We start from the raw sequence: 26,003 nt of genomic DNA on the forward strand, positions 1-26,003 counted from the left end.
CGCCTTGCGCAGCCACTGCAAGCCGAAGATCAGCAGCAGCGCCCCCACGATGAGCCGCAACGCGCCGAGCGGAATCGCGGTGAGCGCCGGACCGAGCGCGGCGACGATGGCGGCCAGCACGATCAGCGCACTGATCACGCCTTGTCCCGCCGAACGCCAGCCGCGCGCGGTGCCTGCGGCCAGCACGATCGTGAGCGCCTCGACCGCCTCGACCGCACAGGCCAGGAACACGGCGGCGAAAAGCGCGCCCCCGGTACCGGTCATCGATCCTCCTCGCGGCTGTCCAGCTACCTGGTTTTCCGAGGCATCGTAACAGTTGTTAGTTGCATCCAATAACGTCGCGGACATTGGAGGGCGAAGCGGTCCGGTACACTGGCAGTCCGGCGGAGGGGCTCGCCGTCAACCGCCGCAGCTCGCGCGCTGTGGCCAACGGTCCCTACTCGTAGAGGTAATCCGAGTAGGAGAGGTGTACCCGATGGCACACAAGCCGCAACCCGACGCCGAGGCCGCGATCGACGGCAACCATCATTTGCCGATCGACCCGGACATCCGGATCGAGCCGGCTGAGAAGACCCACGCGCACACCCCCGAGCGCCACAGGCACGAGCGCGTGCTGGCAGCAATCGCGATCGGCGGCTTCCTCGGCGGCCTGGCCCGCTACGAGATCGGCCTGACCTTTCCGACCGGACACGGCACCTTCCCGGCGACCACCTTCGCCATCAACGTCGCGGGCTCATTCATCCTGGCGCTGCTCACCGTGTTCGTGCTCGAGATCCTGCCGCCGACGCGGTACGTGCGCCCCCTGCTCGGGGTCGGCTTCTGCGGCGCGCTGACCACCTTCTCGACCTGGATGCTCGACGCCGACCGGCTGCTCGGAGCGCACCACTACGGCGCGGCCATGGGCGACCTGCTCGGCTCGCTCGCCGCCGGGCTCGGCGCGACCAGCCTCGGCCTCACGGTCGGACGCGCGATCGTTGCGCATCGAGAGCGCAAGCGTGAACGCGCCGCGGAACGTGAGCCGGCGCTGGTCCGAGGCGGTGCCTGATGCTGGCCGTCGCGGTAGGGCTCGCCGCCGCGTTCGGCGCCGTGCTGCGTTACCTGATCGACCAAGCCGTATCGCGCCGCCGCAGTGGAACATTCCCGGCGGGGACCTGGCTGATCAACATCAGCGGCTCGCTGCTGCTCGGTCTGCTGGCGGGCCTGGCCACGCGGCACGGGCTGTCCGCGCGCGCGGTCGCGATCGTCGGCACCGGCGTTTGCGGCGGATACACCACCTTCTCCACCTTCAGCTTCGAGAGCGTGCGGCTGATGGAGGAGGGCGCCGGTCTGGGCGCGCTGGCGAATCTGGCCGGAAGTGTGGCCGCCGGGCTCGCCGCCGCGGCAGTCGGCCTGGGGCTGGGTCTGCTGTGACGGGCTCTCGCTGACAATCACTTGACGCAAAGCCGCTGTTCATCAAGCCCGGAACGCCGCCCGCTGTCAGTGCAGAGCGCTAGGATTTCGTGCCGTGGCTGACTCCTTCGTGCACCTCCACGTACATACCGAGTACTCGATGCTCGACGGAGCCGCCCGGCTCAAGGACATGTTCAAACGGGCCGTCGAGCTGGAGATGCCCGCGGTCGCCATGACCGACCACGGCAACCTGCACGGCGCGCACGACTTCTTCAAGCAGGCGAACGCCGCCGGGGTAAAGCCGATCCTGGGCATTGAGGCGTATGTCGCGCCCGAGGCCAGGCACACCGCCAAGCCGGTGCTGTGGGGCCAGCCCAGCCAGAAGTCCGACGACGTTTCGGCTTCGGGCTCTTATACCCATATGACGATTTGGGCGGCCAACGCGCGCGGCCTGGCGAATCTGACCAAGCTCTCCTCCCGCTCCTACACCGAGGGCTTCTACCGCAAGTGGCCGCGCATGGACCGCGAGCTGCTCGAGGAGCACCACGAGGGTCTGATGGCCACCACCGGCTGCCCGTCCGGCGAGGTGCAGACCCGGCTGCGGCTCGGCCAGTACGAAAAGGCGCGCGACGCCGCCGCCAAGTACCAGGAGATCTTCGGCCGGGACAACTACTACCTGGAGCTGATGGCGCACGGGCTCGACATCGAGGCCCGAGTGCGTGAGGACCTGCTGCGCATCGGCCGGGAGCTCAACATCCCGCCGGTCGTCACCAACGACTCGCACTACACCTTCAAGGAGGAGTCGGTCTCGCACGACGTGCTGCTGTGCATCCAGACCGCCGCCAACATCGACGACCCGAACCGGTTCCGCTTCGGCGGCGACGGCTACTACCTCAAGAGCGCGGACGAGATGCGCGCCGTCGAGGATAACGAGACCTGGCTCGAAGGCTGCCGCAACACCCTGCTGATCGCCGAGAAGGTGGACACCGCGGGGATGTTCACCTTCAAGAACCTGATGCCGCGGCTGCCCCCGCCGGACGGGCTGACCGAGGACGAGTGGTTCCGCAAGCTCGCCTACGAAGGCATGGACCGGCGCTTCCCGGGCGGCTATCCGGACCCGGAGATGTACCGGCAGCGGCTCGACTACGAGCTCGGCATCATCACCCAGATGGGGTTCCCCAGCTACTTCATCGTGGTCGCGGACTTCATCAACTGGGCCAAGGACAACGGCATCCCGGTCGGCCCAGGCCGCGGCTCGGCGGCCGGCTCGCTGGTCGCCTACGCGCTCGGCATCACCGACCTCGACCCGATCCCGTACAACCTGCTGTTCGAGCGGTTCCTCAACCCCGACCGCGTCTCGATGCCCGACATCGACGTCGACTTCGACGACCGCCGCCGCGCCGACGTGATCCGCTACGTCACCGAGAAGTACGGCGACGACAAGGTCGCCCAGATCGCCACCTTCGGCACCATCAAGGCCAAGGCGGCCGTGAAGGACTCCTCGCGGGTCCTCGGCTACCCCTTCGCGATGGGCGACCGGATCACCAAGGCGATGCCGCCGGCGGTGATGGGTAAGGACATCCCGCTCTCCGGGATCTTCAACCCGGAGCACCCGCGCTACGCCGAGGCCGGCGAGTTCCGCTCGCTCTATGAGTCCGACGCCGACGTGCGCAAGGTCGTCGACACCGCAAAGGGCATCGAGGGCCTGATCCGGCAGCCCGGCGTACACGCGGCCGGCGTGATCATCTCCGCCGAGCCGATCACCGACTACGTGCCGGTGATGATGCGGCCTGCCGACGGTGTGATCATCACGCAGTTCGACTATCCGACCTGCGAATCGCTCGGCCTGATCAAGATGGACTTCCTCGGGCTGCGCAACCTGACCATCGTCGACGACGCCGTGCGCAACATCGAGCAGAGCACCGGCACCAAGATCGACCTGCTCAAGATCCCGCTGGACGACAAGCCCACCTACGAGCTGATGAGCCGTGGCGACACGCTCGGGGTGTTCCAGCTCGACGGTGGCCCGCTGCGCGCGCTGCTGCGCAGCCTGCGGCCGGACAACTTCGAAGACGTCTCCGCCGTCATCGCGCTGTACCGGCCCGGCCCGATGGGCGCGAACTCGCACAACAACTACGCCGACCGCAAGAACGGCCGCCAGCCGGTCACGCCGATCCACCCGGAGCTGGCCGAGCCGTTGCGCGAAGTGCTCGACGTCTCCTACGGCCTGATCATCTATCAAGAGCAGGTCATGGCCGCCGCGCAGGTGCTGGCCGGGTACACGCTCGGACAAGCCGACCTGCTGCGCCGGGCCATGGGCAAGAAGAAGAAAGAAGTCCTGGACAAGGAGTTCGTGCCCTTCTCCGAGGGCATGCGCGCCAACGGCTACTCGGACGTGGCCATCAAGACCATCTGGGACATCCTGGTCCCGTTCGCCGACTACGCGTTCAACAAGGCGCACTCGGCGGGATACGGCCTCGTCGCGTACTGGACCGCGTACCTGAAGGCCAACTACCCGGCCGAATACATGGCCGCGCTGCTCAGCAGCGTCAAGGACGACAAGGACAAGTCCGCGATCTACCTCGGCGAGTGCCGCCGCATGGGAATCAAGGTCCTGCCCCCGGACGTGAACGAGTCCGACGCCGACTTCACCCCGCGCGGCCAGGAGATCCGGTTCGGGCTTTCCGCGATCCGCAACGTCGGCGCCAACGTGGTCGAGTCGATCCGGGCCTCGCGCCGCGGCAAGGGCCGGTTCACCTCCTTCCAGGACTTCCTGAACAAGGTGGACGCGGTGGTCTGCAACAAGCGCACCATCGAGTCGCTGATCAAGGCCGGCGCCTTCGACTCGCTCGGCCACGCCCGCCGCGGCCTGCTCGAACAGCACGAGCGCGCGGTGGACAGCGTGGTCGAGGTGAAGAAGCAGGAGGCCATAGGGCAGGACTCGCTGTTCGGCGCGCTGCTCGGCGAGGACGAGAAGTCGGCGACCCCGGGCCTTGAGCTGGAGTTCTCCACCACCGAATGGGATAAGGGCATCCTGCTCGGCTACGAGCGGGAGATGCTGGGCCTGTACGTCTCCGACCATCCGCTCTCCGGCCTCGAAGGCCTGCTGGCGGCGAAGTCGGACGCCTCGGTCGCCACGCTCAACGCCGAGGCGCAGATGTACCCGGACGGCGCGACCGCGACCATCGGCGGGATCATCAGCGGCCTGCAACGCAAGATGACCAAGCAGGGCAACCAGTGGGCCATCGCGACGATCGAGGACTTGGAGGGCTCGATCGACGTGATGTTCTTCCCGAACAGCTACCAGCTCTACGCGACCGCGCTGACCGAGGACGCGGTGGTGCTGGTCAAGGGCAAGGTCGAGCGGCGTGAGGACGTGCCGCGGCTGATGGCGCTCGAGCTGAACGTGCCGGATCTGGCGCAGGCGGAGGCCAACCAGCCGCTGGTGCTGCACGTGCACGACTCGAAGATCACCCCGGCCTCGGCGCCCCGGCTGCGCGAGGTGCTGGCGAGCCATCCGGGCATGACCGAGGTCAGGGTGCGGATGCGCGGGCGGACTTCCACCACGGTGCTGAAGGTCGGCGACCATCTGCGGGTGACCCCGTCCCCAGCGCTGATGGGCGACCTCAAGGCCCTACTCGGACCTTCTTGCCTGGGGTGACGCGGATAAGGACGTTGTGCCTCGCTTAGCCGGGCAAAACGCTCGGGTGTGTCGAGCGTCATGCGTTCCGGTCAGTGCAGCGTCTCGCCGCGCGCCAGCATCTCCACGAACTTCTCGATGCGTGCGGCACGGGTCTGCGGCCGCTTGGCGTCGTGGATGCGGTACAGCACGGCGTATCGGTTCGCGCCGGTCAGCGTCGCGAAAAACTCGGCCGCCTTCGGGTTCGAGTCAAAGGCGGCCTGAAGGTCCGGCGGCACCTCGGCCACGGACTGCCGCTCGTACGCGCGCTCCCAGCGGCCGTCCGCCTTCGCCGCCTCGATCTCCCGCAGGCCGGCCGGCTGCATCCGGCCCGACTCGATCAAACCGAGTACCTTCTCGGTGTTCACCTTCGACCAGCGGCTGCGTGCCCGGCGCGGCGTGAAGCCCTGCAGGAACCAGGTCTCGTCGAAAGAGCGCTTCTGCCCGTCGATCCAGCCGAAGCACAGCGCCTCCTCCAGGGCCTCGGCATAGGTGACCGTGGGGATGCCGCTATCCTTCTTCGCGATCTTCAGCCATACCCCGTCAGGCGTGTCGGCATGGTGCTCGGCCAGCCACGATGCCCAAAGCTGCGCCGAGGCGAAGGACAGGATGAGTCGCTCCATGCGCCAATCTCAGCACCTAGCGCCGACAGGTGGGTCCGCACGGTCAGTCAATACAGTCCGCTTACGCCGCCGGACCCCCGCGCGACAAGCTCAGGTTGCCGTGAAAAGCTGGCCCCGATGAGCACTGAGACGCCGTGGCCGACCCCCCTGCCGTCGCCACACTCCGACGAGGATTCGCAGCTGCCGTTCCTGCGCCGGCCCGAGGCGCGCGTCGACGCGGCCGCCTTTGCCGTGATCGCCGGGGCGAGCGTGGCGCTGTCCTTCGGCGTTGGGGCGCTGTGGCGTGCCCTTACCCCGGCCGTGCAGGGCGTGGTGAATCAGGGCGGCGTCTACTACGCGGCCCCGGAAGGCGAGACCTTCGTCGCGCGGGACGGCTGGTTCGCCCTGTTCGCCTGTATCGCGGCGATCTTGCTCGCGCTCTTCGCCTTCCTGCGCTACCGCCGCGGCGGCAGCGTCGGCGCGGCCATCGCGCTGGCCGCAGGCGGCATCGGGGGCGGGTATCTGGCCGCGTGGTTCGGCGCGATGATCGGACCGGGCGGGGGTTCGATACTTCAGGCCGCGCACGGCGTGGCCAACGGTGCGACCTTCGATCTGCCGATGTCGATCCGGGCGATAGGTGTGATCTGGCTGTGGCCGGCTGTGGCAGCCGGATTGTTCTTCTTCCTGATCCTGCTGTTCGGCCCCTCGGATCCGGAGCCTGAGCAGCAGCTCTACCCGATCTGGGGAACGGAGCTGAACGGCGCGGCGCCGCACGCTTTCCCGCTGCCGTTCAACGCCGCTCCTGCAGGGCACAGCGACGTCGGACGCAGCGAAATTGGACACGGCGACATCGGGCACAGCAACAACGGAGTCGTGCCGGGCAGTCAGACGCCTGCCGCGCCGGACGAGCCGTCAGGCGGACCGAACCCCGCACAGCCCGATCAGCGACCTGACTGAATCTGCCGCGTCGCCTGCCATTCGTCGAGCAGGGCCGGCACCCGGCTGCGCACGAAGGCGAAGAAGTCCCGCATCTCGCTGACCCGCTCGCCCACCAGGCTCTGCGGGCCGCCGACCGAGCCGAGCACCTCGTCGGCCGCCGAGATGATCAGGTCGTAGAACTGCACCGCGGTGGTGGTGCCGGCGTACCAGGTGTGATCGCGCAGCCGGTAGAGATCGCGACGCGAGCCCGGAACCGGCTCACGCACGACGAATCCGAGCTGTCCCAGGTAGCGCACCGCGCCGGAGATCGCGGCCGCGCTCGCGTCCAGCCGCTCGGCGAGTTCGGTCGCGGTCAGCCCCGGTGCCTCCGCGGTCATCAGCGCGAACAGCACTCGCGCGGCCATCCGTGGAAAGCCCCAGTCGGTGAACAGCAGCGCCAGCCGCTCGACAAAGCCGCGCACCGCCTCCTCGTCCCGCGTCGTCACTGCCACGATCGCATTTTATACGCTTCAGAGATTTCACAAAGTAGTGAAACAAGTGTAGCTTGCGGCGTGGAGACCACGGCCAGGAAAGCGGGGCGACGGTGATGCGGGAAACCGGGGCGATCGAGATCGCCGGGCTGCGCAAGGACTTCGGGCGCACGCGCGCCCTCGACGGCTTGGATCTGCGGGTGGAGCGGGGCGAGGTGCACGGCTTCCTCGGTCCGAACGGCGCCGGCAAGTCCACCACCATCCGCGTGCTGCTCGGCCTCTTGCGCGCGAACGCCGGCGAGGTACGCCTGCTCGGCGCAGACCCCTGGCGTGACGCGGTGTCCCTGCACCGGCGCCTCGCATACGTGCCCGGCGACGTCACGCTCTGGCCGAACCTGACCGGGGGAGAGGCGATCGACCTGCTTGGCGAGTTACGCGGCGGATTCTGCGCCAAACGCCGCGACGAACTTATCGAGCGCTTCGAGCTGGACCCGCGCAAGAAGGGCCGCGCCTACTCCAAAGGCAACCGGCAGAAGGTCGCCCTGATCGCGGCCTTCGCCGGCGAGCCGGAGCTGCTCATCCTCGACGAGCCGACCTCCGGCCTCGATCCGCTGATGGAGGCGGTGTTCCGGCAATGCGTCGCCGAGGCCCGCGGGCGTGCGGCGACCATCCTGCTCTCCAGCCACATCCTGTCCGAGGTGGAAGAGCTCTGCGATCGAGTCTCGATCATCCGCTCCGGGCGGACCGTGGACACCGGCAGCCTCGCCGAGCTGCGGCACCTCTCCCGGACCACGATCGTGGCCGAGCTGGCTCATCCGCAGTGCGCCAGCCTTGCCGCGCGGCTCGCCGGTGCGCCCGGCGTGCACGAGTTCGCGCTCGAGGGCTCGACGCTGCGCTGCCAAGCCGATGCGGCCGCGCTGGAGACGGTACTGCGCGCGCTGGCCGAGGCGGGAGTGCATGCCCTGACAAGCCGTCCGCCGACTCTGGAAGAGCTCTTCATCAAGTACTACTCGGCCCAGCAGACGCAGCGTCAGGACGACCCGGCGGCGGTCCGATGAGCGACTACGCGCTCGCGAACGCGGCCGCCCGCCCGCGGGCCAGGCAAGCAAGCCCGTTCGCCGGGACTCGCGTCCTGCTTCGACTCGCCGCCCGCCGCGACCGGATCATGCTGCCGGTTTGGGTCTACGCGCTGATCGCGTCCTCGGCCTCGACCGCGTACAGCTTCAAAGGCCTCTACGCCACCGAGGCCTCGCGTGAGCAGTTCGCCGCGACCATCAACGCGACGCCATCCACGATCGCGATTTACGGCCGGGTCAGCTCCACCTCACTGGGCGGAATCACCGCGTGGCGCATCGCGGTCCTCGCGGCCACGCTCGCCGGGGTCATGTCGATCCTGCTGGTGGTGCGGCACACCCGGGCCGAGGAGCAGACCGGGCGCCAGGAGTTGCTCGGCGCGACCGCGACCGGCCATCGCGCGCCGCTCGCCGCTGCGCTCAGCGTCGCTCTCGTCGCGAACCTCGGCGTCGCGCTGGGCACCAGCGTCGCACTGCCCTTCCTCGGCTGTTCGTTCCGCGGTGCCTTCGCGCTCGGCCTGGCCATCGCCTGCTGCGCCTGCTTCTTCGCCGGGCTGGCGGCCGTCACCGCGCAGATCTGCGAGAGTTCACGCGCTGCCAACGGCGTGGCTTGCGCGGCGCTCGGCGTTTCCTTCCTGGCCAGAGCCGCCGCCGATGCGAGCGGTTATGGCTGGCTGATGTGGTGCACGCCGCTCGGCTGGGTCGAGCGCGTCGATGCCTACGGCGCGGAGCGTTGGTGGGTCCTCGTGCTGCCGCTGGTGTGCGGCCTGGCACTCGCGTACGCGGCGTTTCGGCTCGCGGCGGGCCGGGATCTCGGCGCCGGACTGCTGGCCACCCGCACCGGGGCCGCGCACGCCGGCCCTGATCTGCGCGGCCCGTTCGGCCTGGCCTGGCGGCTGCACCGTGGCGCACTGCTCGGCTGGTCGACCGGATTCCTCCTCGGCGGCCTGGTGATCGGCTACATCGCCAACGACATCGGCGGCGTGCTGACCTCCAGCGCGAAACTGGTGCAGATCATCAACGAGATGGGCGGGCAGCAAGGGCTCGTTGATGCCTACCTGGCCACCTGTCTGGGAATCTTCGGTCTGATCGCGGCCGTCTACGCGGTGCAGACCACGCTGCGGGCGCGCGGCGAGGAAAGCGCCGGGCGCGCGGAACCCCTGCTCGCCACGCCGATCGGACGCATCCGCTGGGCAGCTACCCACGTCGTCGCCGCGCTCCTGGGCACAGCAGTGGTCTTGGCCGCGGGCGGACTCGGTGCGGGGATCGCACACGGTCTGCGGACGCACGATGTGTCCGGCCAGCTGCCCAGACTCATTGGCGGCGCGCTCGCGCAATGGCCGGCGGTGGCCGTTGTCGCCGCGATCGCCGCGGCGCTCTTCGGCCTCCTGCCCCGGTACGCGGCTGCCGCCTGGGGCGCGCTGACGGTCTTCCTGCTGCTCGGCCAGCTGGGACCGGCGCTGAAGCTGAGCCAGGCGGTGATGGACGTCTCGCCGTTCACACACGTGCCGAAGGTGCCCGGCGGCGCGTTCACGTGGGTCCCACTCGGCTGGCTGGCGCTGCTTGGCGGCGTCCTGATCGCACTGGGTCTCGCCGCTTTCCGCCGCCGGGATCTCCAACTCGGCTGATCGTTGTCCCGTTGAAAGCGGACAACCGCCGGCGTTTACCTGCGATGACAGTCTGGGCGGCGGGCGGCGGTCAAGCGATTGTCCAGTCGGACGGGACAGCGCTTCAGTCCTCGTAGCGATATCGCGCTTGAAGGATGATCAGTTCTCCCCCAGCGGGAAGGTAGACCAGTCGATGCTCTTCGGTAATGCGACGTGACCAGGCTCCGGCCAGCGCGTGCTTGAGGGGCTCGGGCTTGCCGATGCCCGCGTAGGCGTCACGCAGCGTGTCCTCGATGAGCCGGTTGATCCGCTTGAGGATTTGCCGATCGGCCGTCTGCCAGTGGCCGTAGTCATCCCATCCGGTCGGCGTGAACGCGAGCTTCACCGCTAGTCCTCGGTCTCCAACAGTTCCCGGTGCTCGTACCGGCCCTCCAGAGCTTCCTGGTATGAGCGGATCAGCCTGCGGGCGTTGGCGGGAGAACGTAGCAGATAGGCGGTTTCCTGGAGTGCCTCGTACTCCGCGGCGGAGACCAGGTAGGCGCTGCTGTGCTTGGAGACGATCTCCACCGCGGTTCGGTCGCTGTTGACTTCTTCGATCAGCGGAAACAGGCGACGTCGGGCTTCACTGGCGGTAATGGACACGGTAATCACCCTCCAAGCGACTTGTACCAGATATGGTGCCACGGAGGTGGAGGGTGGACAGTCGCGTGCCGCCTTCCGACTGGGCAGCGGTCGGAGGGTTGTCCCGTTGAACGGGACAACCTGATCCACAGTCGGAAGGCTAGCCGCGGCCGATCGGCGCGGTGCGCGCCGAGGTGAGCCGGACCAGGTCGGCCGGCGCGAGTTCGATCTCCAGGCCCCGGCGGCCCGCGGAGCAGAACACCGTCTCGTATTCGAGGGCGGATTCGTCGATCACGGTCGGCAGCTTCTTGCGCTGGCCGAGCGGCGAGATGCCGCCAAGCACGTAGCCCGTCGTCCGCTCGGCTGCCGCCGGATCCGCCATCGCGGCCTTCTTGCCGCCGACCGCGGTCGCCAGGGCCTTGAGATCCAGCTGTCCGGAAACCGGCACCACCGCGACGACGAGCTTGCCGTCCACCTCCGCAAGCAGGGTCTTGAACACTCGCTCGGCCGCGACACCCATGGCTTCGGCCGCCTCGGTGCCGTATGACTGAGCGCTCGCGTCGTGGTCGTAGGCGTGTACGTCGAACGAGACCTTGGCTTGCGTGAGCGCTACGGTTGCGGGAGTTCCCTTTGTGGCACTGCCCTTGGACGCCGCCTTGTTTGCCATGTCGGGAGCCTAATGCCCCGGCGCTAGCGGTCGCGGCGCAGCAGGTCCACGGCGGGCAGTGTTCGCAGCTCCTTGATGAGCAGGGTTTCCCGGCGCAGCAGGACCTGTTCCTTTTGCAGCCTGCTCGCGGTGTCCGGCGTGGCCAGCAGCCGCTGCTTGTCCCGCAGGTCGAGGACCATCGCCGCGGCGATCAGATAGGACAGCACGGTCGGGTCGTCCGGCAGTTCCGGGATGCTCCCCGTGCGCACGCCGCGCAGACCCGCGAGCGCGCGCTGATAGCCGAGCAGCAGCGCCGTGCTCGACGTCTTCAGCGCCTCGGCCCGTGCGTCCGAGGCCTCTTCCAGGTATTCGACCTCGCCGACCAGATACGCGCCGCTGGTGTCGACATCCAGTAGCCGAAACCGCTGCACGCCGGTCGTCACCAGCGAATAGCGGCCGTCGTCATGCGCTTCGAGGGCCGAGATCCGGGCGGTGCAGCCGATGTCGTACACGCTCTCCACGGACTGCGCGCCGACCTCACGGCCGTCCCGGATCGCCACCACCCCGAACTGCCGGGATTCGCCCTCGGGTAGCTCGCGCAGATCGGTCACCATCTTGCGATAGCGCGGCTCGAAGATATGCAGCGGCAGCACCACGCCAGGAAAGAGCACCGATCCCAGGGGAAAGAGCGGCAGGGTGGTGGCCATGCGCCTAGCCTAGAGTGCTTAGCTGAACGTACGCAGGCGACACAACAGGCGACCCGAGTTACCCGGCAGCTGCCCGGCGGTCACTCATGCGGGTCGGCTGATCGTCCGCAGGGCGGAATACTCGGCGACGGTCGTGACCAGTGGAACTACACTGGGCAGGTGATCACTCGTATCGATTTGCGGGGGATGGACCTGCTCGGGGGCTCCCTCGACCTGCGTACCGTGGTGCCGCGGGCCGAACTGGATGTCGAGACGGCTCTCGACGCCGCGCGACCGATCTGCGAGGACGTGCGCGTCCGCGGCGAGGCCGCGCTGATCGAATACGGGGAGCGTTTCGACGGCGTCCATCTCCAGTCGGTCCGGGTGGCCCGCGAGGCGCTGGCGAATTCGCTGTCCACGCTGGACCCGCAGGTCCGCGCGGCGCTCGAGGAGTCGATCCGGCGGGCCCGCAAGGTGCACACCGACCAGAAGCGCCGCGACGTGCGCACGCAGGTCGTTCCCGGCGGAGCGGTTACCGAGCGCTGGATCCCGGTGGACCGGGTCGGCCTTTACGTGCCCGGCGGGCTGGCTGTGTACCCGTCGTCGGTGGTCATGAACGTGATCCCGGCGCAGATCGCCGGAGTCGGCGCGATCGCCGTCGCCTCGCCGCCGCAGAAGGAGTTCGGCGGCCTTCCGCACCCGACGATCCTGGCCGCATGCGCGCTGCTCGGCGTCGAGGAGGTCTACTCGGTCGGCGGCGCTCAGGCCGTCGCGATGTTCGCCTACGGAGCCGGCCAGGGCGCGACCCGCTGCGCGCCGGTCGACCTGGTCACCGGACCCGGCAACATCTACGTCGCCGCGGCCAAGCGGCTGCTCAAGGGCCGCATCGGCATCGACGCCGAGGCCGGGCCCACCGAGATCGCGATCCTGGCCGACCTTTCCGCGAGCCCGGCGCATGTGGCCGCCGACATGATCAGCCAGGCCGAGCACGACCCGCTGGCCGCCGCCGTGCTGGTGACCGACTCGGTCGCGCTGGCCGAGGCGGTCGAGCTGGAACTGGGCAAGCAGGTGCCGGCCACCAAGCACAGCCAGCGGATCACCGCCGCGCTTAGCGGCCGCCAGTCGGCGATCGTGCTGGTCGACGACATCGAAGCCGGTCTCGCGGTGGTCAATGCCTATGCCGCGGAGCACCTGGAGATCCAGACCTCGAACGCGCGCGTCGTCGCGGGCCGGGTGCGCAACGCCGGGGCCGTGTTCGTCGGGCCGCACTCGCCGGTCTCGCTCGGCGATTACTGCGCCGGCTCGAACCATGTGCTGCCCACCGGCGGCTGTGCCTGTCACTCCTCGGGCCTTTCGGTGCAGTCCTTCCTCAAGGGCGTGCACATCGTCGAGTACAGCGAGGCGGCGCTCAACGAGGTCGCGCACCACGTGGTCGCCCTGGCGAACGCCGAGGACCTGCCCGCGCACGGCGAGGCGGTGACGATCCGTTTCCCGCATGAGCAGCCGGCGCAGGAGCAGCACGGCGGAGACCTCGGATCGCAATACCCTGAGTTTTCGGGTGCCGAGGGTGATCCGGCGACTGGAGCAAACTCGGCGCCGCAATCCGACGCCGGGCCGGGAGCCGGTGCCGCGCCCGAATCGAACGGCGAGCAGGAGCTGCGCTGGTGACGAGAACCCAGGACGGCCCGATCTCGTGGCAGGACCTGCCGATCCGCGACGACCTGCGCGGGCTGAGCCCGTACGGCGCGCCGCAACTCGACGTTCCGGTTCTGCTGAACACGAATGAGAACCCGTACCCGCCGCCGCCCGAGCTGATCGCCGACCTGCGCGTGGCCGTGACCGCCGCGGCCACGACGCTCAACCGGTACCCCGACCGGGACGCGGTCGAGCTGCGCAAGGACCTCGCCCAGTACCTCGGCCACGGACTGACCGGCGCGAACCTGTGGGCGGCCAACGGTTCGAACGAGGTCATCCAGCAGATCCTGCAGTGCTTCGCCGGTTCTGGCCGCGCCGCGCTGGGGTTCGAGCCCTCCTACTCCATGCACCGGCTGATCTCGCTGGCCACCGGCACCACCTGGATCGCCGAGCCGCGCGAGAGCGACTTCAGCCTCGACCCGGCCAAGGCGGTCGCCGCGATCCGCCGGCACCAACCCGACGTGGTCTTCCTCACCTCGCCGAACAACCCGACCGGCACGGCCGCGCCGATGGAACTGGTCGAGGCGATCGTCGACGCCGCTCCCGGCATCGTGGTGATCGACGAGGCTTACGCCGAGTTCTTCCGGCCGGGCACCGCCTCGGCGCTGACGCTGCTGCCCGGCAGGCCGCGGCTGATCGTGACCCGGACGATGTCCAAGGCGTTCGCGATGGCGGGGGCGCGCGTCGGCTACCTCGCCGCCGACCCGGCCGTGATCGACGCGCTGCTGCTTGTCCGGCTCCCGTACCACCTCTCCGCGCTAACGCAGGCGGCCGCGCGTACCGCGCTGGCTCATGTCGACGCGCTGCTCGGTACTGTGGACGCGGTCAAGGCGCAGCGCGACCGGATCGTGAGCGAACTGACCACGCTCGGCCTCCCGGTCGTTCCCTCCGACGCGAACTTCGTCGCCTTCGGCGTGAACCGCGAGAGCGACAACGGTGCCGCTCGACGCGAGACAAAGGCGGTCTGGCAGGCACTGCTGGATCGGGGCGTGCTGGTCCGCGACGTCGGGCTTCCCGGGATGCTGCGGGTCACCGCCGGGACGCCCGAGGAAACCGGCGCGTTCCTCGCCGCCTTAACAGAGACGTTGCTTTAAATAGAGACACCGCATAAAGGAGATTCTGTGAGCGACGACTCACCGCGCCGTCGCGTCGGCCGGCTGGAGCGGGCCACCAAGGAGTCCACCGTCCTGGTCGAGATCGACCTCGACGGCAGCGGCTCGGTGGACGTGGAAACCGGCGTCGGCTTTTACGACCACATGCTCACCCAGCTCGGCAAGCACGGCCTGTTCGACCTGACCGTGAAGACCACTGGCGACCTGCATGTCGACGCGCACCACACGGTCGAGGACACCGCGATCGCGCTCGGCTCGGCGTTTCGCGAGGCGCTGGGCGAGAAGGCCGGCATCCGCCGCTTCGCCGACTGCTGGGTGCCGCTCGACGAGGCCGCCGCGCACGCCGTCGTGGACCTGTCCGGCCGGCCGTATCTCGTGCACAACGAGCCCGAGCGGATGGCCCCGATGATCGGGTCCTACGACACCACGCTCACCCGGCACATCTTCGAGTCCTTCGTCGCGCAGGCGCAGATCTGCCTGCATGTGGACGTGCCTTACGGCCGCAACGCGCACCACATCGTCGAGGCGCAGTTCAAGGCCGTCGCCCGGGCGCTGCGTGACGCGTGCGCGTTCGACCCCCGCGTCGTCGGTGTGCCGAGCACGAAGGGTGTTCTATGACCGGCAGCTACGCGGCCGCGTTCCTGATCTTCCTCGGCCTGTTTCTGATCGGCGGCGTGATCTCGTTCGCCAAGCAGGGCCTGCCGAAGGTGCTGACCGGGATCCTCGGCGTGTGCGCGGCGCTGGCGATCGCGGCCGGCGTGCTGCGCTGGAAGTGAGTCGGCGCCCCGATGAAGAAGACACCGTTGAAGCAGACACCGTGAAGAGCGTCGCCATCCTCGACTACGGCTCCGGCAACATCCGCTCCGCCGAGCGCGCCGTCGCGCGGCAGGGTGTCAAGGTGACCGTGACGTCCGACTTCAACGCGGCGATCGAGGCCGACGGCCTGTTCGTGCCCGGCGTCGGCGCTTACGCGGCCTGCATGGATGGGCTGCGGGCCGTGCGCGGCGAGCGGATTATCGGCCGCCGGCTCGCTGGCGGCCGGCCGGTACTGGGCGTGTGCGTCGGCATGCAGATCCTCTTCGAGCGCGGCATCGAGCACGGCGTCGAGACCAAGGGCTGCGCCGAGTGGCCAGGCACGGTCGAGCGGATCGACGCCCCGGTCGTCCCGCACATGGGCTGGAACCGGCTGGAGATCCCCGAAGACAGCCGCATGTTCGCCGGATTGCCCGAGGAGACCCGCTTCTATTTCGTGCACTCCTACGCCGTGCAGGATTGGCACCTGAACGACACCGGACCGCTGCGCACGCCCAAGGTCGCCTGGTGCCGGTACGGCGAACGCCCCTTCGTCGCGGCCGTGGAGAACGGCGCGCTGTGGGCCACCCAGTTCCATCCGGAGAAGTCCGGCGACGCGGGCGCGGCCCTGCTCGCCAACTGGGTGTCCACCCTCTGATCAGCCCGCCCCAGCCGTTGCTCCCGCGTTAGGAAGAGTGCGCACAGATGCCAAAGCTCGAACTCCTGCCGGCTGTCGATGTGGAAGGCGGCCAGGCGGTCCGGCTGGTTCAGGGCGAGGCCGGGACCGCGACCGGATACGGCGAGCCGCTCACCGCCGCGCTCGCCTGGCAGCAGGCCGGAGCCGAATGGGTGCATCTGGTCGATCTCGACGCCGCCTTCGGCCGGGGCAACAACCGCGCACTGCTGGCCGGCGTGGTCGCGCGACTAGGGATCAAGGTCGAACTGTCTGGCGGAATCCGCGACGACGACTCGCTCACCGCGGCTCTCGCTACCGGCTGCACGCGCGTTAACCTCGGCACCGCAGCGATGGAGCAGCCCGCGTGGGTCGCGAAGGCCATCGCGCAGCACGGTGACCGGATCGCGGTCGGCTTGGACGCGCGTCTCGAGAACGGCGAATGGCGGCTGCGCGGGCGCGGCTGGACCAGCGACGGCGGTGAACTGTTCGCGGCAATGGAGCGGCTGGATCGCGAGGGCTGCGCCCGGTACGTGATCACCGACGTGAACAAGGACGGCATGCTGCAAGGCCCGAATGTCGAGCTGTATCGGGCGGTGTGCGCGGCGACCGACCGGCCCATCGTCGCCTCCGGCGGCGTGTCCAGCCTCGACGATCTCAAGGCTCTGCAAAGCCTCGTCCCGCTCGGTGTGGAGGGCGCTATCGTGGGCAAGGCCCTGTACGCGGGCGCATTCACCCTCGAACAGGCGCTGGAGGCGGTTTCCCGATGAGTGTCAAGAGGTACAGCTCGGGAGGCCCCTTCGAGGAGCGCTTCGGCTACTCGCGTCTGGTGGTGGCCGGCCAGCACGCGTACTGCTCCGGCAGCACCGCGGTCGTGGACGGAATCGTGAACCACGAGGGCGATCCGTACAACCAGGCGCTCATGGCGTTCAACGTCGCACTCAACGCGTTGCAGGAAGCCGGGTTCTCCCGTGCGGACGTCGTGCGTACCCGCATGTACGTCGTGCACCCGCGCGACATGGAAGCGGTGGGCCGCGCGCACAAGGAACTCTTCGATACGGTACGGCCCGCCTCGACGATGGTCGTGGTCTCTAAGCTGATCGATGCGCAGATGCTGGTCGAGGTCGAGCTCGATGCCTATCGGGAGGGCGGCCGATGAGCCTGGCGGTGCGCGTCATCCCCTGCCTGGACGTTGACGCCGGGCGCGTCGTCAAAGGCGTCAACTTCGCGAATCTGCGCGACGCCGGTGACCCGGTCGAGCTTGCGGCCGCCTACGACGCGGCCGGTGCGGACGAGCTGACCTTCCTCGACATCACCGCGTCCTCCGGCGACCGCGAGACCACCTACGACATCGTGCGGCGTACCGCGGAGCAGGTCTTCATCCCGCTCACTGTCGGCGGGGGAGTGCGCACGGTCGAGGACGTGGACCGGTTGCTGCGCGCCGGCGCGGACAAGGTCGGCGTCAACACGGCCGCGATCGCCCGCCCCGAGCTGATCAGCGCGATCGCCGACCGTTTCGGCAGCCAGGTGCTGGTGCTCTCGGTGGACGCGCGCCGTTGCCCCACAGGCGTCGACACCGATTCAGGCTTCGAAGTCACGACGCACGGCGGGCGCCGCTCCACCGGCATCGACGCGATCGGCTGGGCCCGCCGCGCGGCCGAACTCGGCGCTGGCGAGGTGCTGCTGAACTCGATGGACGCGGACGGCACCAAGGACGGCTACGACCTGGAGCTGATCCGTGCGGTGCGGGCCGAGGTGACCATCCCGGTGATCGCCTCCGGCGGCGCGGGCAAGCTCGCCGACTTCGCTCCAGCCGTCGCGGCCGGAGCAGACGCGGTGCTGGCCGCCTCGGTGTTCCACTTTGGCGACCTTTCCATCGGCGAGGTCAAGCACAGCCTGCGCGAGGCCGGTTACCCCGTACGCTGACCCGTCCCGCTCACCGGGACAGCCGGGCCGGCTCCCCCTCCCCGCCGACGACCCACCACCGTTCGCAACTAAGGTGGAACCATGGCAGGCCCGAAGATCACCCACGTCGCCGTCACTCCGATCGCGGTACTCGATGCGCCGCTGCTCAACGCCTCGGGCGTGCATGAGCCGTACCAGTTGCGTGCGGTGATCGAAATCGACACGGACGCCGGCGTGTCCGGAATCTCCGAGGCATACGGCGACGATCCGACGCTGGCGAACCTGCGCGCGGCCGCGCCCGCGCTCGTCGGCGTAGACGTCTTCGACCTCAACGAGCTGAACCGCCGGGTCGCCCTCGCGCTCGGCGCGGTCACACCGGGCAGCCCAACCGAGCTGGTCGGCCGCGCCTCCCGGCAGAAGACGGTCGCGCAGACCTACGGCGCGTTCGAGGTCGCCTGTTATGACGCGCAGGGCAAGGCGACGGACCTGCGTGTGTGCGACCTGCTCGGCGGCGCGATCCGCGACGCGGTGCCGTACAGCGCGTACCTGTTCTACCGCTGGGCAAAGCACCCCGAGCACGCCGTTCCCGACGACTACCCCGAGGACGACTGGGGCGCCGCGCTCGACCCGGACGGCATCGTGGCCCAGGCCCGCCGCATGGTCGACACCTACGGCTTCGGCTCGCTCAAGCTCAAGGGCGGCGTCTTCGAGCCGGAAGCCGAAGCCGAGGCGATCGCGGCACTGCGCGACGCGTTCCCCGAACTACCGCTGCGGCTCGACCCCAACGCCAACTGGTCGGTCGCCACCTCGCTGCGCATGGCCCAACGACTTGAGGGCCTGCTGGAGTACTTGGAAGACCCGACCGAGGGCAACCCGGGCATGGCCGAAGTGGCGCGCAAGACGACGCTGCCGCTGGCCACCAACATGTGCGTCACCAGCTTCGAGGAGGTTCCCGAGGCCGCCGCGCTGAACTCGGTCGCGGTGGTGCTTTCCGACCACCACTACTGGGGCGGCTTCCGCGCCTCGCAGCGGCTGGCCGGGATCTGCGACACCTTCGGCTGGGGCCTGTCGATGCACTCGAACACGCACCTGGGCATCAGCCTTGCCGCGATGACGCATCTGGCCGCCGCGACCCCGAACCTGACCTACGCCTGTGACACGCACTCGCCGTGGCAGCGCGAAGAGGTCATCGAGCCAGGCGCGCTGCGCTGGTCGCAGGGCTCGCTCGCGGTGCCCGAGGGCCCCGGCCTCGGCGTCGAACTGGACCGCGACGCCCTTGCGCGGCTGCACGAGCAGTACCTCGCCTGCGGCGTGCGCAGCCGCGACGATAAGACCGCGATGCTGCGCGTCGATCCGACCTGGCCGACGCACCGTCCGCGGTTCTAGGACCTGTTCGGTAATCCCGTGTCTCGCTCGGCGGGACAACCCTGCCAATCGCCGCCCGCCATCGCGCTCTTCTCAAACTCCAACCTTGCGATGACATCTCCGCGACGCGGCCGGATCAGCCGCCCGGAGCTTCGTTAGCCGCGTCGGGTGAGTAGAGACGCCCTTGCTGCCTCGAAGGACTGACAGCGCGCACGTGCGTCTGTGTCCAAGTGGTGTTACGAACGAGGCTCGCCGTTGTTCGTCCAGCCGCGTAGCGCAGATGTCATCGCGAGGTTTGTTTGGGGGAAAACGGGATTGCGGGCGGCGGTCGGATGGTTGTCCAGCTGAGTGAGACAGCCCGAGCGTCCCGGGCTTTCGACTGTCCTGGCCGCGCGGGCTCCTATTTCGTTGCGTTCCAAGCGGTCGTCGCCGATCGGATCGCACGCAGGTCGGCACCCGTGGCTAAACCGGCGTGGTAGAAGCGCAACTCGGTCGCGCCCGCGTCGCGCAGCCTGACCGCGTCGTCTGCGAGGCTGTCGACGCGCCCGCCCATGTTCGCCACGGCCAGCAGAGACGCGACAACCGGCACGCCCTCGGGCGCCTGCTGCGCGACACCTGAGACCACGGTTGTCCCCTCGTCGATCGAGCCCCAGCACTGAAGCACCGGACCCACCGACTGCGCGAAAAGCTTTGACGGGTCGGCGCCGGGATTCGCGCCGAGACGGCGGCGGTCCGGGTGCGTGTGCAGCAGGATCGGAAAGTCGGCACGCGCCTCACGTACCGCCGAGATCACCTCAGCCCGGAACCCGTCCGCCGCAGCTTCGCGCACCGTATGAACCGCCGCCAACTCAGCTTCCAGCGTCGCGGCCGTCGCCTCGTCGAACGCGTCCGTGCTCCCGGCGAAGACCGGCTCAAGGGCCGCCTGCACCTGGTGTCGCAGCCATTTCGGCGCGATACCAGCGTGTGAGTACTCGGCTTCGCACGAGGTGCAGAAGCAAAGCGACAGCAGCTCTCTGGCCTGAGGCGGGAGCGCGGACGCGCCGGTCTTGTCGTGCGCGTGCAGGTGCTCGAAGCCGTACCAGCCGCAGGATTCCAGCTCCAGGCCATCGACTTCCGGTAACTCGGCCACCTCCGCCGCGAGCGTCGCAGCGTACTCACGCACCTGCGGATTGGCTGCGCACAACGCCCATGGATAGCGATCCCCGAACGCGTTGACAACCGAGATCTCCGGATGGATGGTGCCGAGGCGCTGATTGTGCGTTAGAACCGTCCAGGCGTAGACCTTGAGTCCCGCATCGCGAAGAGCCCGCGCGCCGTGATGAAACGAGCCTGGCGCCCAGGTCGCCACGGCCGGCTGCACCTCACGGCCGCTCCACCGCGCGCGATCCGGCTGATAGTAGACCGCGGAGTGATCCGCCGTGACGACCTTGTGGTTCGGGTGAGCCGGAGTCAGGGCCCTGACTGTGTGGTACGCGGCCGCGAGCAGCACTCGGTCCACGCCCAGCCCGGCTATCCGCTCCGCGCAGCCAGGATCGCCGGCCGCGTCCCACGGATACAGGTAAACCCCTGCACCGCTCATGCCAGCGCCGCCCGAGCCTGCTGAACCATCGTCCACGCCGCCTCGACATGGGCCGGATCCGGCTCGGTCAGCGGCGCGCGCACACCGCCGACCGCGTGCCCCGATTTGACGGTCAGGGCCTTGACCAGCGAGACCGCGTATCCGGGATGCCTGCGGCGCAGCTCCACATACGGCCGGAAGAACACGTCGATCAGCTTGTCGAGCGTCGCCGCGTCACCCTTGTCGAGCGCGCCGTGGAAGGCCTGGGCGACATCGGGAGCGAAGCAGTACACCGCGGACGAGTACAGCGGAACGCCGATCGCCCGGTAGGCCCGCTGCGTGGCTTCGGCGGTCGGCATTCCGTTGAAGTACTGGAAGTCCTCGACGCCCGCGGTACGCACTGCGCTGACGATCCGCTGCATCTGATCGAGATCCCCGCGCCCGTCCTTGAGGCCGACGATGTTCGGCACGGCGGCGAGTTCGACCACTGTCTCCGGGGCGAAGACCAACTGGTCGCGCTGGTAAAGGATCAGGCTCAGCGGTGTCGCCGCGGCGAGCGCGCGATAATGCGCGATCAGTCCAGCCTGTCCGCCGTCAGCCCCGGAGGGTGGGAACACCAGCAGGCCGTCCGCGCCCGCGCGCTCGGCCGCCCGCGCGTACTCGATCGCGAGCGCGGTGCCGTAGCCCGTGCCGCCCAGCACAGGTACCGTCCCTCCTGCGGACCTGGCCGCCTCGACCGCGACGCGGACACATTCCTCGTACTCGGCCGGAGCGAGCGCCGGGAACTCCCCGGTGCCGCAGGCGGCGAACACCGCCGCCGGTCCGGCCGCCAGCCTGGCCTCGACATGCGCCCGATAGCCCGCCGGATCGAAGGACCCGTCCGGGGCGAAGGCGGTGACCGGGAAGAACAGCAGGCCGTCGAGACGGCCGAGCGGGGTCTGAGGTGTTCGCATGCATGAATTGTAGTCGCACTTGTGAACAGTTGCCGACCGTGTGAGGATGGGCAGTGGCAGAAGCGGTGAGAGATGCGAAAGACGCCATGGCGAGGGAGAGGGGAACGGTGAAGCAGAGCGGGACGGCGGCACAGGCGGCCGGCGAGCGAGTGGACGGCTCGGCCGCGCCGACCGCATCCGCCTCGACCGGGTCCGCTGCCTCCACCGGGGCCGTGAAGTCGGCCGACCGCACCATCGAACTGCTCGAACTGCTCGCCGGTTACAGCGAACCGCTCACGCTCAGCGAGATCCACCGCGAGCTGGCGTACCCCAAATCGAGCCTCTTCGTGCTGCTGCGCACCTTGGTGGCCCGCGGCTGGGTCGAGACCGACCGGCGCGGCACCGGCTACTCGATCGGCGTGCGCGCCCTGCTCGTCGGCACCTCCTACCTCGACCGCGACCCGGTGATCCGCGCCGCCACCCGCGTGCTGGAGGAACTGCGCACCGAGGTCAACGAGACCGTGCACCTGGCCCGGCTCGACGGCGCCGACGTGGTGTACCTGGCCAGCCGCGAATCGGCGCACCACCTGCGGCTCACCTCGCGGGTCGGCCGCCGGGTGCCCGCGTACGCGACCGCGCTGGGCAAGGCGCTGCTGTCCGGCCGCACCGACGCCGAGGTGGACGCCCTGCTGCCGGCGAAGCTCGAACCGCTCACCCCGCAGACGGTGACCGACCGCGACGCGCTGTTCGCCGAGCTGGCCCTGGTCCGCGAGCGCGGCTACGCGACCGAGCGCGGCCAGAACACCCCCGGCCTCGGCTGCTTCGCGGTCGCGCTCGAATACCGGCTGCCGCCGATCGACGCGATCAGCTGCTCGGTTCCGTACGCGCGGCTCGACGATCCCGGCCACGCCGGGCAGACCCTGGACGCGGTGCGCCGACACGCCGGGCAACTGAGCTTCCTGCTACGGCCGTGACTCACTCGCAGAACAAGAACAGTGCACTGGAATGGAAGGCGGTGGATCGTTGTCCACGATTCTGATCACCGGCGCGGCGGGCGGGATCGGCACCGCGATGCGTTCGCGGATGGCTCGTCCCGGCCGCACGCTGCGGTTGCTGGACATCGATCCGCTCGAGGCCGGACCAGGTGAGGAGACGATCCGCGCGTCGGTCACCGACCTCGCCGCGCTCACCGACGCCAGCCAGGGCGTCGACGCGGTGATCCACCTCGGCGGAAAGTCGGGGGAAGCGCCGTGGGAACGCATCCTGGAGACCAACATCGACGGCACCTACAAGGCCTTCGAGGCGGCGCGGCGCGCGGGCGTGCCGCGGGTGATCTTCGCTTCCTCCAACCACGCGGTCGGCTTCCACACCCCCGACGAGTACCCGCTGCAGGAGTCCGCGCTGCCGCTGCCGGACACGTACTACGGAGTGTCCAAGGTCACCGGTGAGGCACTCGGCGCGCTTTACCACCACCGGTACGGCCTCGACGTCATCTGTGTCCGCATCCTGACCTGCTTTGAGAAGCCGCCGAACCAGCGCGGGCTGTCCACCTGGTTCTCCCCGGACGACTGCGCCCGCTTGTTCGAGGCCTGCCTCGCTGCCGAGAAGCCCGGCTACAAGATCGTCTATGGAGTCTCCGCGAACACCCGTGGCGGCTGGGTCTCCCTAGAGGGCGCGGCCGAACTCGGCTACGAGTCCAAGGACGACGCCGAGGTATTCGCCAAGGAACTGCTCGCCGAGCAGGGCGAACTGGCGCCTGACGACCCGGTTTTCCGCCACCTCGGCGGCCAGTTCACGCTGCCCGACCTGGACGCTGACAACCTCTGACGACGAGGACGAAGACGCGATGACCGAACAAGCTTTTCAGGGAACCAGCATCCAGGGACACGACCCGCGTACCGGCGGCCCGGTCGGCGATCCGGTCCCCGCGACAGGCACCAAGCGGGTGGAAGAGCTGGTGCTGGAGGCGTACTCGGCCTTCGAGACCTGGCGCGACACCAACCGCGCCGCCCGGGCCGCCGCGCTTGAGGCGGTCGCGGAGGCGCTCGACGCGCACGTCACGGAGCTGGTTGCGCTCGCCGACTCGGAGACCGCGCTCGGCACCACGCGGCTGACCGGCGAGGTCGCGCGCACCACCGGTCAGCTACGGCTGTTCGCCGAGGTGCTTCGGGACGGCTCGTACCAAGGCATCGTCATCGAGCGGGCCGAGGCGGCGCGGCCGGACCTGCGCCGGATCAAGCGCCCGATCGGCCCGGTAGCCGTGTTCGCCGCGTCGAACTTCCCGTTCGCCTTCTCGGTGGCCGGCGGTGACACCGCCTCCGCGCTCGCGGCCGGCTGCTCGGTGATCGTCAAAGCCCACGAGGCACATCCGCGCACCTCGCTGCGCACGGCCGAACTGGTGCGGGAAGGTCTGCGCAAGGCCGGAGCGCCGGACGGAGTATTCGACATCGTATTCGGCGTCGAGGAGGGCGTCGCGCTGGTGCAGCACCCGCTGCTCAGTGGCGTCGGCTTCACCGGTTCGACCCGCGGTGGCCTGGCCCTGGCCAAGCTGTGTGCCGAGCGGCCGCACCCCATCCCGTTCTACGGCGAACTGGGCTCGGTCAACCCGGTGATCGTGTTCCCCGGCGCGGCGCGCAGCAAGGCGCAGGAGATCGCGCGCGGCTACGCGGCCTCGCTGACCCAGGGCGTCGGCCAGTTCTGCACGAACCCAGGGGTGCTGTTCGTGCCCGACGAGCCGGAACTGCTCGACGCGATCGAGGCGGCGGTCGCGCAGACCACCGGCGGCCCGATGCTCTCGGGGCGCATCCACTCCGGCTACGTCTCAGCGGTCGAAGAACTCGGCGCGCGAGGCGATGTCAGTCTGCTGGCGAGCGGCAAGAGCGGGGAGGGCCCGTGGTCGGCGGCCCCGAAGGTGTACCGGACCCACCTCTCGGCCGTGGACAACCACCGCGAGCTGATGACCGAGGAGCACTTCGGCCCGGTCGGCGTGGTGGTCGTCGGCGCTGACCCGCTTGACGCCGTGCGGTTGCTGATCAGCGAGGACGGCGGAAACCTCACCGCGACCATTCACGCCGACCTCGACGGCGACGACGTCCAGGAGGCGCGGCTCGTCGGACGGCTGCTGGCCGAACGCGCTGGCCGGGTCATCTTCAACGGCTGGCCGACCGGCGTCGCGGTCTCCTACGCGCAGCAGCACGGCGGTCCGTTCCCCGCGACGACCACGCCCGCGTACACGTCGGTGGGCGCGACCGCGATCGACCGGTGGCTCGTCCCCGTGGTCTACCAGGACTTCCCGGCCGACCTTCTGCCAGAGGAACTGCGCTGACGCAGCCCGCGCCGACTCAGCCGAGCACTGACGAGGTGTCGATCAGCCACCGGTTCTGCTGGTTGACCAGGCCGAACTGCGTGCGCTCTCGGGCGTGCGTGCCGTCCTTGTAGTAGTAGTCGATCGTCGCCGTCACGGTGGAGGGCGGCGTCGCCGTCACGTCTGTGGCGGTGACGCGCTGGACCTTTGACCAGAAAGAGGTGTAGCCGCTCCAGCCGCCCGCGTGGTTCTGCTGGTAGCTGGGGGTCATCCAGGTCCAGCCCTTGGTGAGGTCCCCGGGCACCAGCCGGTAGTAGTCGACGATCGTGGACGTCAGCTGAGCAGCGCGACTCTGCGGCGGCGACGTGGAGGCGGCCGGAGCGGAGGGAGAGGCGGGGGGAGGGGCCTTCGAAACGGCTGTGTGCGATGGCTGCGCCGAGGCGGACGGCGCACCTCGGGAGGCGCTGGCATGACTGGTCGGCGTCGTTGATCCGGTTGCCTTCGCAGTCGAATCGCTGCCGAGCGCGACGGCGAGCCCCCATCCGCCAAGTCCGAGTAGGAGCGCGGCCGCGAGCACGGCAGCTACCGCGCGACGGCGGCGCGGCCCAAGCGACGCAAAACGCTTGCGCGGCGGCTCGGGCGGGACGGGACCAGACGCCGCAGGGAGGGGCGCAGGGACGGAGTCAGCGGGCTCGGCGGCAGCGGGCTCGGGTTCTGCTTGGGTGGCAGGCGGTGGCGCGGCAGCGATGGGTAACGCGCGCGTTGCGGGAGGCTGCGCGGTACCCGTCTCGACTGCCTTGAGCGCTCGCTCGGCCTGCGGCATGGTCGGGCGCAGGTCAGGGTCGCGATTGAGCATCCACAACAGCACCGGTTCGAGCGGACCGGCATGGCGCGCGGGGATGAGATCTTCGTGCACGATCCGATAAAGCATCGCGACCGCGTTCTCGGTGCTGCC

At 69.3% G+C, this 26,003-nt stretch carries 26 protein-coding genes and 2 pseudogenes; 18 read left to right on the plus strand and 10 right to left on the minus strand.

Annotation, left to right across the window (positions count from 1 at the left end; genetic code table 11):
- Positions 1-264, minus strand: a pseudogene (locus tag VN779_RS06045) (hypothetical protein); the annotation flags it as partial.
- A gap of 211 nt (positions 265-475) precedes the next feature.
- Here VN779_RS06045 and VN779_RS06050 point away from each other — a divergent pair.
- From VN779_RS06050 to dnaE, 3 genes are all read left to right on the plus strand, one after another.
- Entirely contained in the window at positions 476-1,045 is a 570-nt protein-coding gene (locus VN779_RS06050; protein ID WP_325721002.1) for a CrcB family protein, read from the plus strand.
- The gene (crcB, locus tag VN779_RS06055) at positions 1,045-1,410 is read left to right on the plus strand and encodes a fluoride efflux transporter CrcB (protein WP_325721003.1); all 366 of its coding nucleotides are present in this window, start codon (positions 1,045-1,047) and stop codon (positions 1,408-1,410) included. Before VN779_RS06050 ends, crcB begins: the two co-directional genes overlap by 1 nt.
- Positions 1,411-1,504: 94 nt before the next feature.
- Complete coding sequence (gene dnaE / locus VN779_RS06060; protein ID WP_325721005.1) at positions 1,505-5,050, plus strand: DNA polymerase III subunit alpha; 3,546 nt, start codon at positions 1,505-1,507, stop codon at positions 5,048-5,050.
- Between the two features lie 71 nt (positions 5,051-5,121).
- On the opposite strand, the gene VN779_RS06065 is transcribed toward dnaE, so the two are convergent.
- A complete protein-coding gene (locus VN779_RS06065) occupies positions 5,122-5,691 on the minus strand; it encodes a YdeI/OmpD-associated family protein (protein WP_325721007.1) in 570 nt (189 codons plus the stop codon).
- Between the two features lie 117 nt (positions 5,692-5,808).
- On the opposite strand from VN779_RS06065, the gene VN779_RS06070 reads away from it, so the two are divergent.
- Positions 5,809-6,627: a hypothetical protein gene (locus VN779_RS06070; protein ID WP_325721009.1), complete on the plus strand. Its 819-nt coding sequence runs from the start codon at positions 5,809-5,811 to the stop codon at positions 6,625-6,627.
- Here the strand turns inward: VN779_RS06070 and VN779_RS06075 are convergent.
- On the minus strand, positions 6,612-7,100 hold the full coding sequence (locus VN779_RS06075; protein WP_325721011.1) for a GbsR/MarR family transcriptional regulator: 489 nt from the start codon (positions 7,098-7,100) through the stop codon (positions 6,612-6,614). The two genes, VN779_RS06070 and VN779_RS06075, sit on opposite strands and share 16 nt — an antisense overlap.
- Positions 7,101-7,195: 95 nt before the next feature.
- Between VN779_RS06075 and VN779_RS06080 the strand changes: the two genes are divergently transcribed.
- Positions 7,196-8,137 carry an ABC transporter ATP-binding protein gene (locus VN779_RS06080; RefSeq protein ID WP_349260669.1) on the plus strand — a complete coding sequence of 314 codons (942 nt, stop codon included), beginning with the start codon at positions 7,196-7,198 and terminating at the stop codon, positions 8,135-8,137.
- Positions 8,134-9,780, plus strand: a complete 1,647-nt coding sequence (locus tag VN779_RS06085) for an ABC transporter permease (protein ID WP_325721015.1) — start codon at positions 8,134-8,136, stop codon at positions 9,778-9,780. Before VN779_RS06080 ends, VN779_RS06085 begins: the two co-directional genes overlap by 4 nt.
- A gap of 103 nt (positions 9,781-9,883) precedes the next feature.
- Here the strand turns inward: VN779_RS06085 and VN779_RS06090 are convergent, their stop codons facing one another.
- From VN779_RS06090 to VN779_RS06105, 4 genes are all read right to left on the minus strand, one after another.
- Complete coding sequence (locus VN779_RS06090) at positions 9,884-10,144, minus strand: Txe/YoeB family addiction module toxin (protein WP_325721017.1); 261 nt, start codon at positions 10,142-10,144, stop codon at positions 9,884-9,886.
- A gap of 2 nt (positions 10,145-10,146) precedes the next feature.
- Positions 10,147-10,401 carry a type II toxin-antitoxin system prevent-host-death family antitoxin gene (locus tag VN779_RS06095; RefSeq protein WP_325721018.1) on the minus strand — a complete coding sequence of 85 codons (255 nt, stop codon included), beginning with the start codon at positions 10,399-10,401 and terminating at the stop codon, positions 10,147-10,149.
- Between the two features lie 139 nt (positions 10,402-10,540).
- Positions 10,541-11,047, minus strand: coding sequence for a Cys-tRNA(Pro) deacylase (gene ybaK / locus VN779_RS06100; protein WP_325721019.1), 507 nt, complete (start codon positions 11,045-11,047; stop codon positions 10,541-10,543).
- Between the two features lie 23 nt (positions 11,048-11,070).
- Positions 11,071-11,733, minus strand: a complete 663-nt coding sequence (locus VN779_RS06105; protein ID WP_325721020.1) for an LON peptidase substrate-binding domain-containing protein — start codon at positions 11,731-11,733, stop codon at positions 11,071-11,073.
- A 159-nt stretch (positions 11,734-11,892) separates the two neighbouring features.
- On the opposite strand from VN779_RS06105, the gene hisD reads away from it, so the two are divergent.
- The 9 genes from hisD to VN779_RS06150 all read left to right on the plus strand — a co-directional run bounded on the left by hisD (position 11,893) and on the right by VN779_RS06150 (position 19,275).
- A complete protein-coding gene (gene hisD, locus VN779_RS06110) occupies positions 11,893-13,380 on the plus strand; it encodes a histidinol dehydrogenase (protein WP_325721022.1) in 1,488 nt (495 codons plus the stop codon).
- Positions 13,377-14,501, plus strand: coding sequence for a histidinol-phosphate transaminase (locus VN779_RS06115; protein ID WP_325721025.1), 1,125 nt, complete (start codon positions 13,377-13,379; stop codon positions 14,499-14,501). The genes hisD and VN779_RS06115 overlap by 4 nt, the downstream gene beginning before the upstream one ends.
- Before the next feature lie 27 nt (positions 14,502-14,528).
- Positions 14,529-15,137, plus strand: coding sequence for an imidazoleglycerol-phosphate dehydratase HisB (gene hisB, locus VN779_RS06120; protein ID WP_325721027.1), 609 nt, complete (start codon positions 14,529-14,531; stop codon positions 15,135-15,137).
- A complete protein-coding gene (locus tag VN779_RS06125) occupies positions 15,134-15,295 on the plus strand; it encodes a hypothetical protein (protein ID WP_325721029.1) in 162 nt (53 codons plus the stop codon). Before hisB ends, VN779_RS06125 begins: the two co-directional genes overlap by 4 nt.
- A gap of 41 nt (positions 15,296-15,336) precedes the next feature.
- Positions 15,337-15,969: an imidazole glycerol phosphate synthase subunit HisH gene (gene hisH / locus VN779_RS06130; protein WP_325721031.1), complete on the plus strand. Its 633-nt coding sequence runs from the start codon at positions 15,337-15,339 to the stop codon at positions 15,967-15,969.
- A 47-nt stretch (positions 15,970-16,016) separates the two neighbouring features.
- Positions 16,017-16,754 (plus strand): bifunctional 1-(5-phosphoribosyl)-5-((5-phosphoribosylamino)methylideneamino)imidazole-4-carboxamide isomerase/phosphoribosylanthranilate isomerase PriA, encoded by a 738-nt coding sequence (gene priA, locus VN779_RS06135; protein WP_325721035.1) that lies wholly within the window; start codon positions 16,017-16,019, stop codon positions 16,752-16,754.
- The gene (locus VN779_RS06140; protein WP_325721037.1) at positions 16,751-17,143 is read left to right on the plus strand and encodes a RidA family protein; all 393 of its coding nucleotides are present in this window, start codon (positions 16,751-16,753) and stop codon (positions 17,141-17,143) included. The genes priA and VN779_RS06140 overlap by 4 nt, the downstream gene beginning before the upstream one ends.
- Positions 17,140-17,910, plus strand: coding sequence for an imidazole glycerol phosphate synthase subunit HisF (gene hisF, locus VN779_RS06145; RefSeq protein ID WP_325721039.1), 771 nt, complete (start codon positions 17,140-17,142; stop codon positions 17,908-17,910). The genes VN779_RS06140 and hisF overlap by 4 nt, the downstream gene beginning before the upstream one ends.
- Before the next feature lie 81 nt (positions 17,911-17,991).
- On the plus strand, positions 17,992-19,275 hold the full coding sequence (locus VN779_RS06150; RefSeq protein ID WP_325721040.1) for a glucarate dehydratase family protein: 1,284 nt from the start codon (positions 17,992-17,994) through the stop codon (positions 19,273-19,275).
- A 379-nt stretch (positions 19,276-19,654) separates the two neighbouring features.
- Here the strand turns inward: VN779_RS06150 and VN779_RS06155 are convergent, their stop codons facing one another.
- Together VN779_RS06155 and VN779_RS06160 are read right to left on the minus strand one after the other, a co-directional pair.
- Complete coding sequence (locus VN779_RS06155) at positions 19,655-20,833, minus strand: hypothetical protein (RefSeq protein ID WP_325721042.1); 1,179 nt, start codon at positions 20,831-20,833, stop codon at positions 19,655-19,657.
- A complete protein-coding gene (locus VN779_RS06160; RefSeq protein ID WP_325721044.1) occupies positions 20,830-21,765 on the minus strand; it encodes a 5-dehydro-4-deoxyglucarate dehydratase in 936 nt (311 codons plus the stop codon). The genes VN779_RS06155 and VN779_RS06160 overlap by 4 nt, the downstream gene beginning before the upstream one ends.
- 149 nt (positions 21,766-21,914) lie before the next feature.
- Here VN779_RS06160 and VN779_RS06165 point away from each other — a divergent pair, with 149 nt between their 5' ends.
- From VN779_RS06165 to VN779_RS06175, 3 genes are read left to right on the plus strand one after another with little or no spacing between them, the layout of a single operon-like run.
- Complete coding sequence (locus VN779_RS06165) at positions 21,915-22,718, plus strand: IclR family transcriptional regulator (RefSeq protein ID WP_414639592.1); 804 nt, start codon at positions 21,915-21,917, stop codon at positions 22,716-22,718.
- A 49-nt stretch (positions 22,719-22,767) separates the two neighbouring features.
- Positions 22,768-23,571, plus strand: coding sequence for an NAD(P)-dependent oxidoreductase (locus tag VN779_RS06170; protein WP_325721048.1), 804 nt, complete (start codon positions 22,768-22,770; stop codon positions 23,569-23,571).
- Positions 23,572-23,590: 19 nt separating this feature from the next.
- Positions 23,591-25,069 (plus strand): aldehyde dehydrogenase (NADP(+)), encoded by a 1,479-nt coding sequence (locus VN779_RS06175; RefSeq protein WP_325721050.1) that lies wholly within the window; start codon positions 23,591-23,593, stop codon positions 25,067-25,069.
- A gap of 16 nt (positions 25,070-25,085) precedes the next feature.
- On the opposite strand, the pseudogene VN779_RS06180 reads toward VN779_RS06175, so the two are convergent.
- A pseudogene (locus VN779_RS06180) lies at positions 25,086-26,003 on the minus strand (hypothetical protein); the annotation flags it as partial.

The sequence above is a fragment of the Actinocrinis sp. genome (assembly GCF_035605935.1).
Taxonomy (GTDB): domain Bacteria; phylum Actinomycetota; class Actinomycetes; order Streptomycetales; family Catenulisporaceae; genus Actinocrinis.

Excerpts from the sequence above, each read along its gene's own strand:
- VN779_RS06050 (WP_325721002.1), top strand. The coding sequence starts at position 476 with ATGGCACACAAGCCGCAACCCGACGCCGAGGCCGCGATCGACGGCAAC.
- crcB (WP_325721003.1), top strand. The coding sequence starts at position 1,045 with ATGCTGGCCGTCGCGGTAGGGCTCGCCGCCGCGTTCGGCGCCGTGCTG.
- VN779_RS06065 (WP_325721007.1), bottom strand. The coding sequence starts at position 5,691 with ATGGAGCGACTCATCCTGTCCTTCGCCTCGGCGCAGCTTTGGGCATCG.
- VN779_RS06070 (WP_325721009.1), top strand. The coding sequence starts at position 5,809 with ATGAGCACTGAGACGCCGTGGCCGACCCCCCTGCCGTCGCCACACTCC.
- VN779_RS06080 (WP_349260669.1), top strand. The coding sequence starts at position 7,196 with ATGCGGGAAACCGGGGCGATCGAGATCGCCGGGCTGCGCAAGGACTTC.
- VN779_RS06085 (WP_325721015.1), top strand. The coding sequence starts at position 8,134 with ATGAGCGACTACGCGCTCGCGAACGCGGCCGCCCGCCCGCGGGCCAGG.
- ybaK (WP_325721019.1), bottom strand. The coding sequence starts at position 11,047 with ATGGCAAACAAGGCGGCGTCCAAGGGCAGTGCCACAAAGGGAACTCCC.
- VN779_RS06105 (WP_325721020.1), bottom strand. The coding sequence starts at position 11,733 with ATGGCCACCACCCTGCCGCTCTTTCCCCTGGGATCGGTGCTCTTTCCT.
- VN779_RS06125 (WP_325721029.1), top strand. The coding sequence starts at position 15,134 with ATGACCGGCAGCTACGCGGCCGCGTTCCTGATCTTCCTCGGCCTGTTT.
- priA (WP_325721035.1), top strand. The coding sequence starts at position 16,017 with ATGCCAAAGCTCGAACTCCTGCCGGCTGTCGATGTGGAAGGCGGCCAG.
- VN779_RS06140 (WP_325721037.1), top strand. The coding sequence starts at position 16,751 with ATGAGTGTCAAGAGGTACAGCTCGGGAGGCCCCTTCGAGGAGCGCTTC.
- hisF (WP_325721039.1), top strand. The coding sequence starts at position 17,140 with ATGAGCCTGGCGGTGCGCGTCATCCCCTGCCTGGACGTTGACGCCGGG.
- VN779_RS06150 (WP_325721040.1), top strand. The coding sequence starts at position 17,992 with ATGGCAGGCCCGAAGATCACCCACGTCGCCGTCACTCCGATCGCGGTA.
- VN779_RS06155 (WP_325721042.1), bottom strand. The coding sequence starts at position 20,833 with ATGAGCGGTGCAGGGGTTTACCTGTATCCGTGGGACGCGGCCGGCGAT.
- VN779_RS06160 (WP_325721044.1), bottom strand. The coding sequence starts at position 21,765 with ATGCGAACACCTCAGACCCCGCTCGGCCGTCTCGACGGCCTGCTGTTC.
- VN779_RS06175 (WP_325721050.1), top strand. The coding sequence starts at position 23,591 with ATGACCGAACAAGCTTTTCAGGGAACCAGCATCCAGGGACACGACCCG.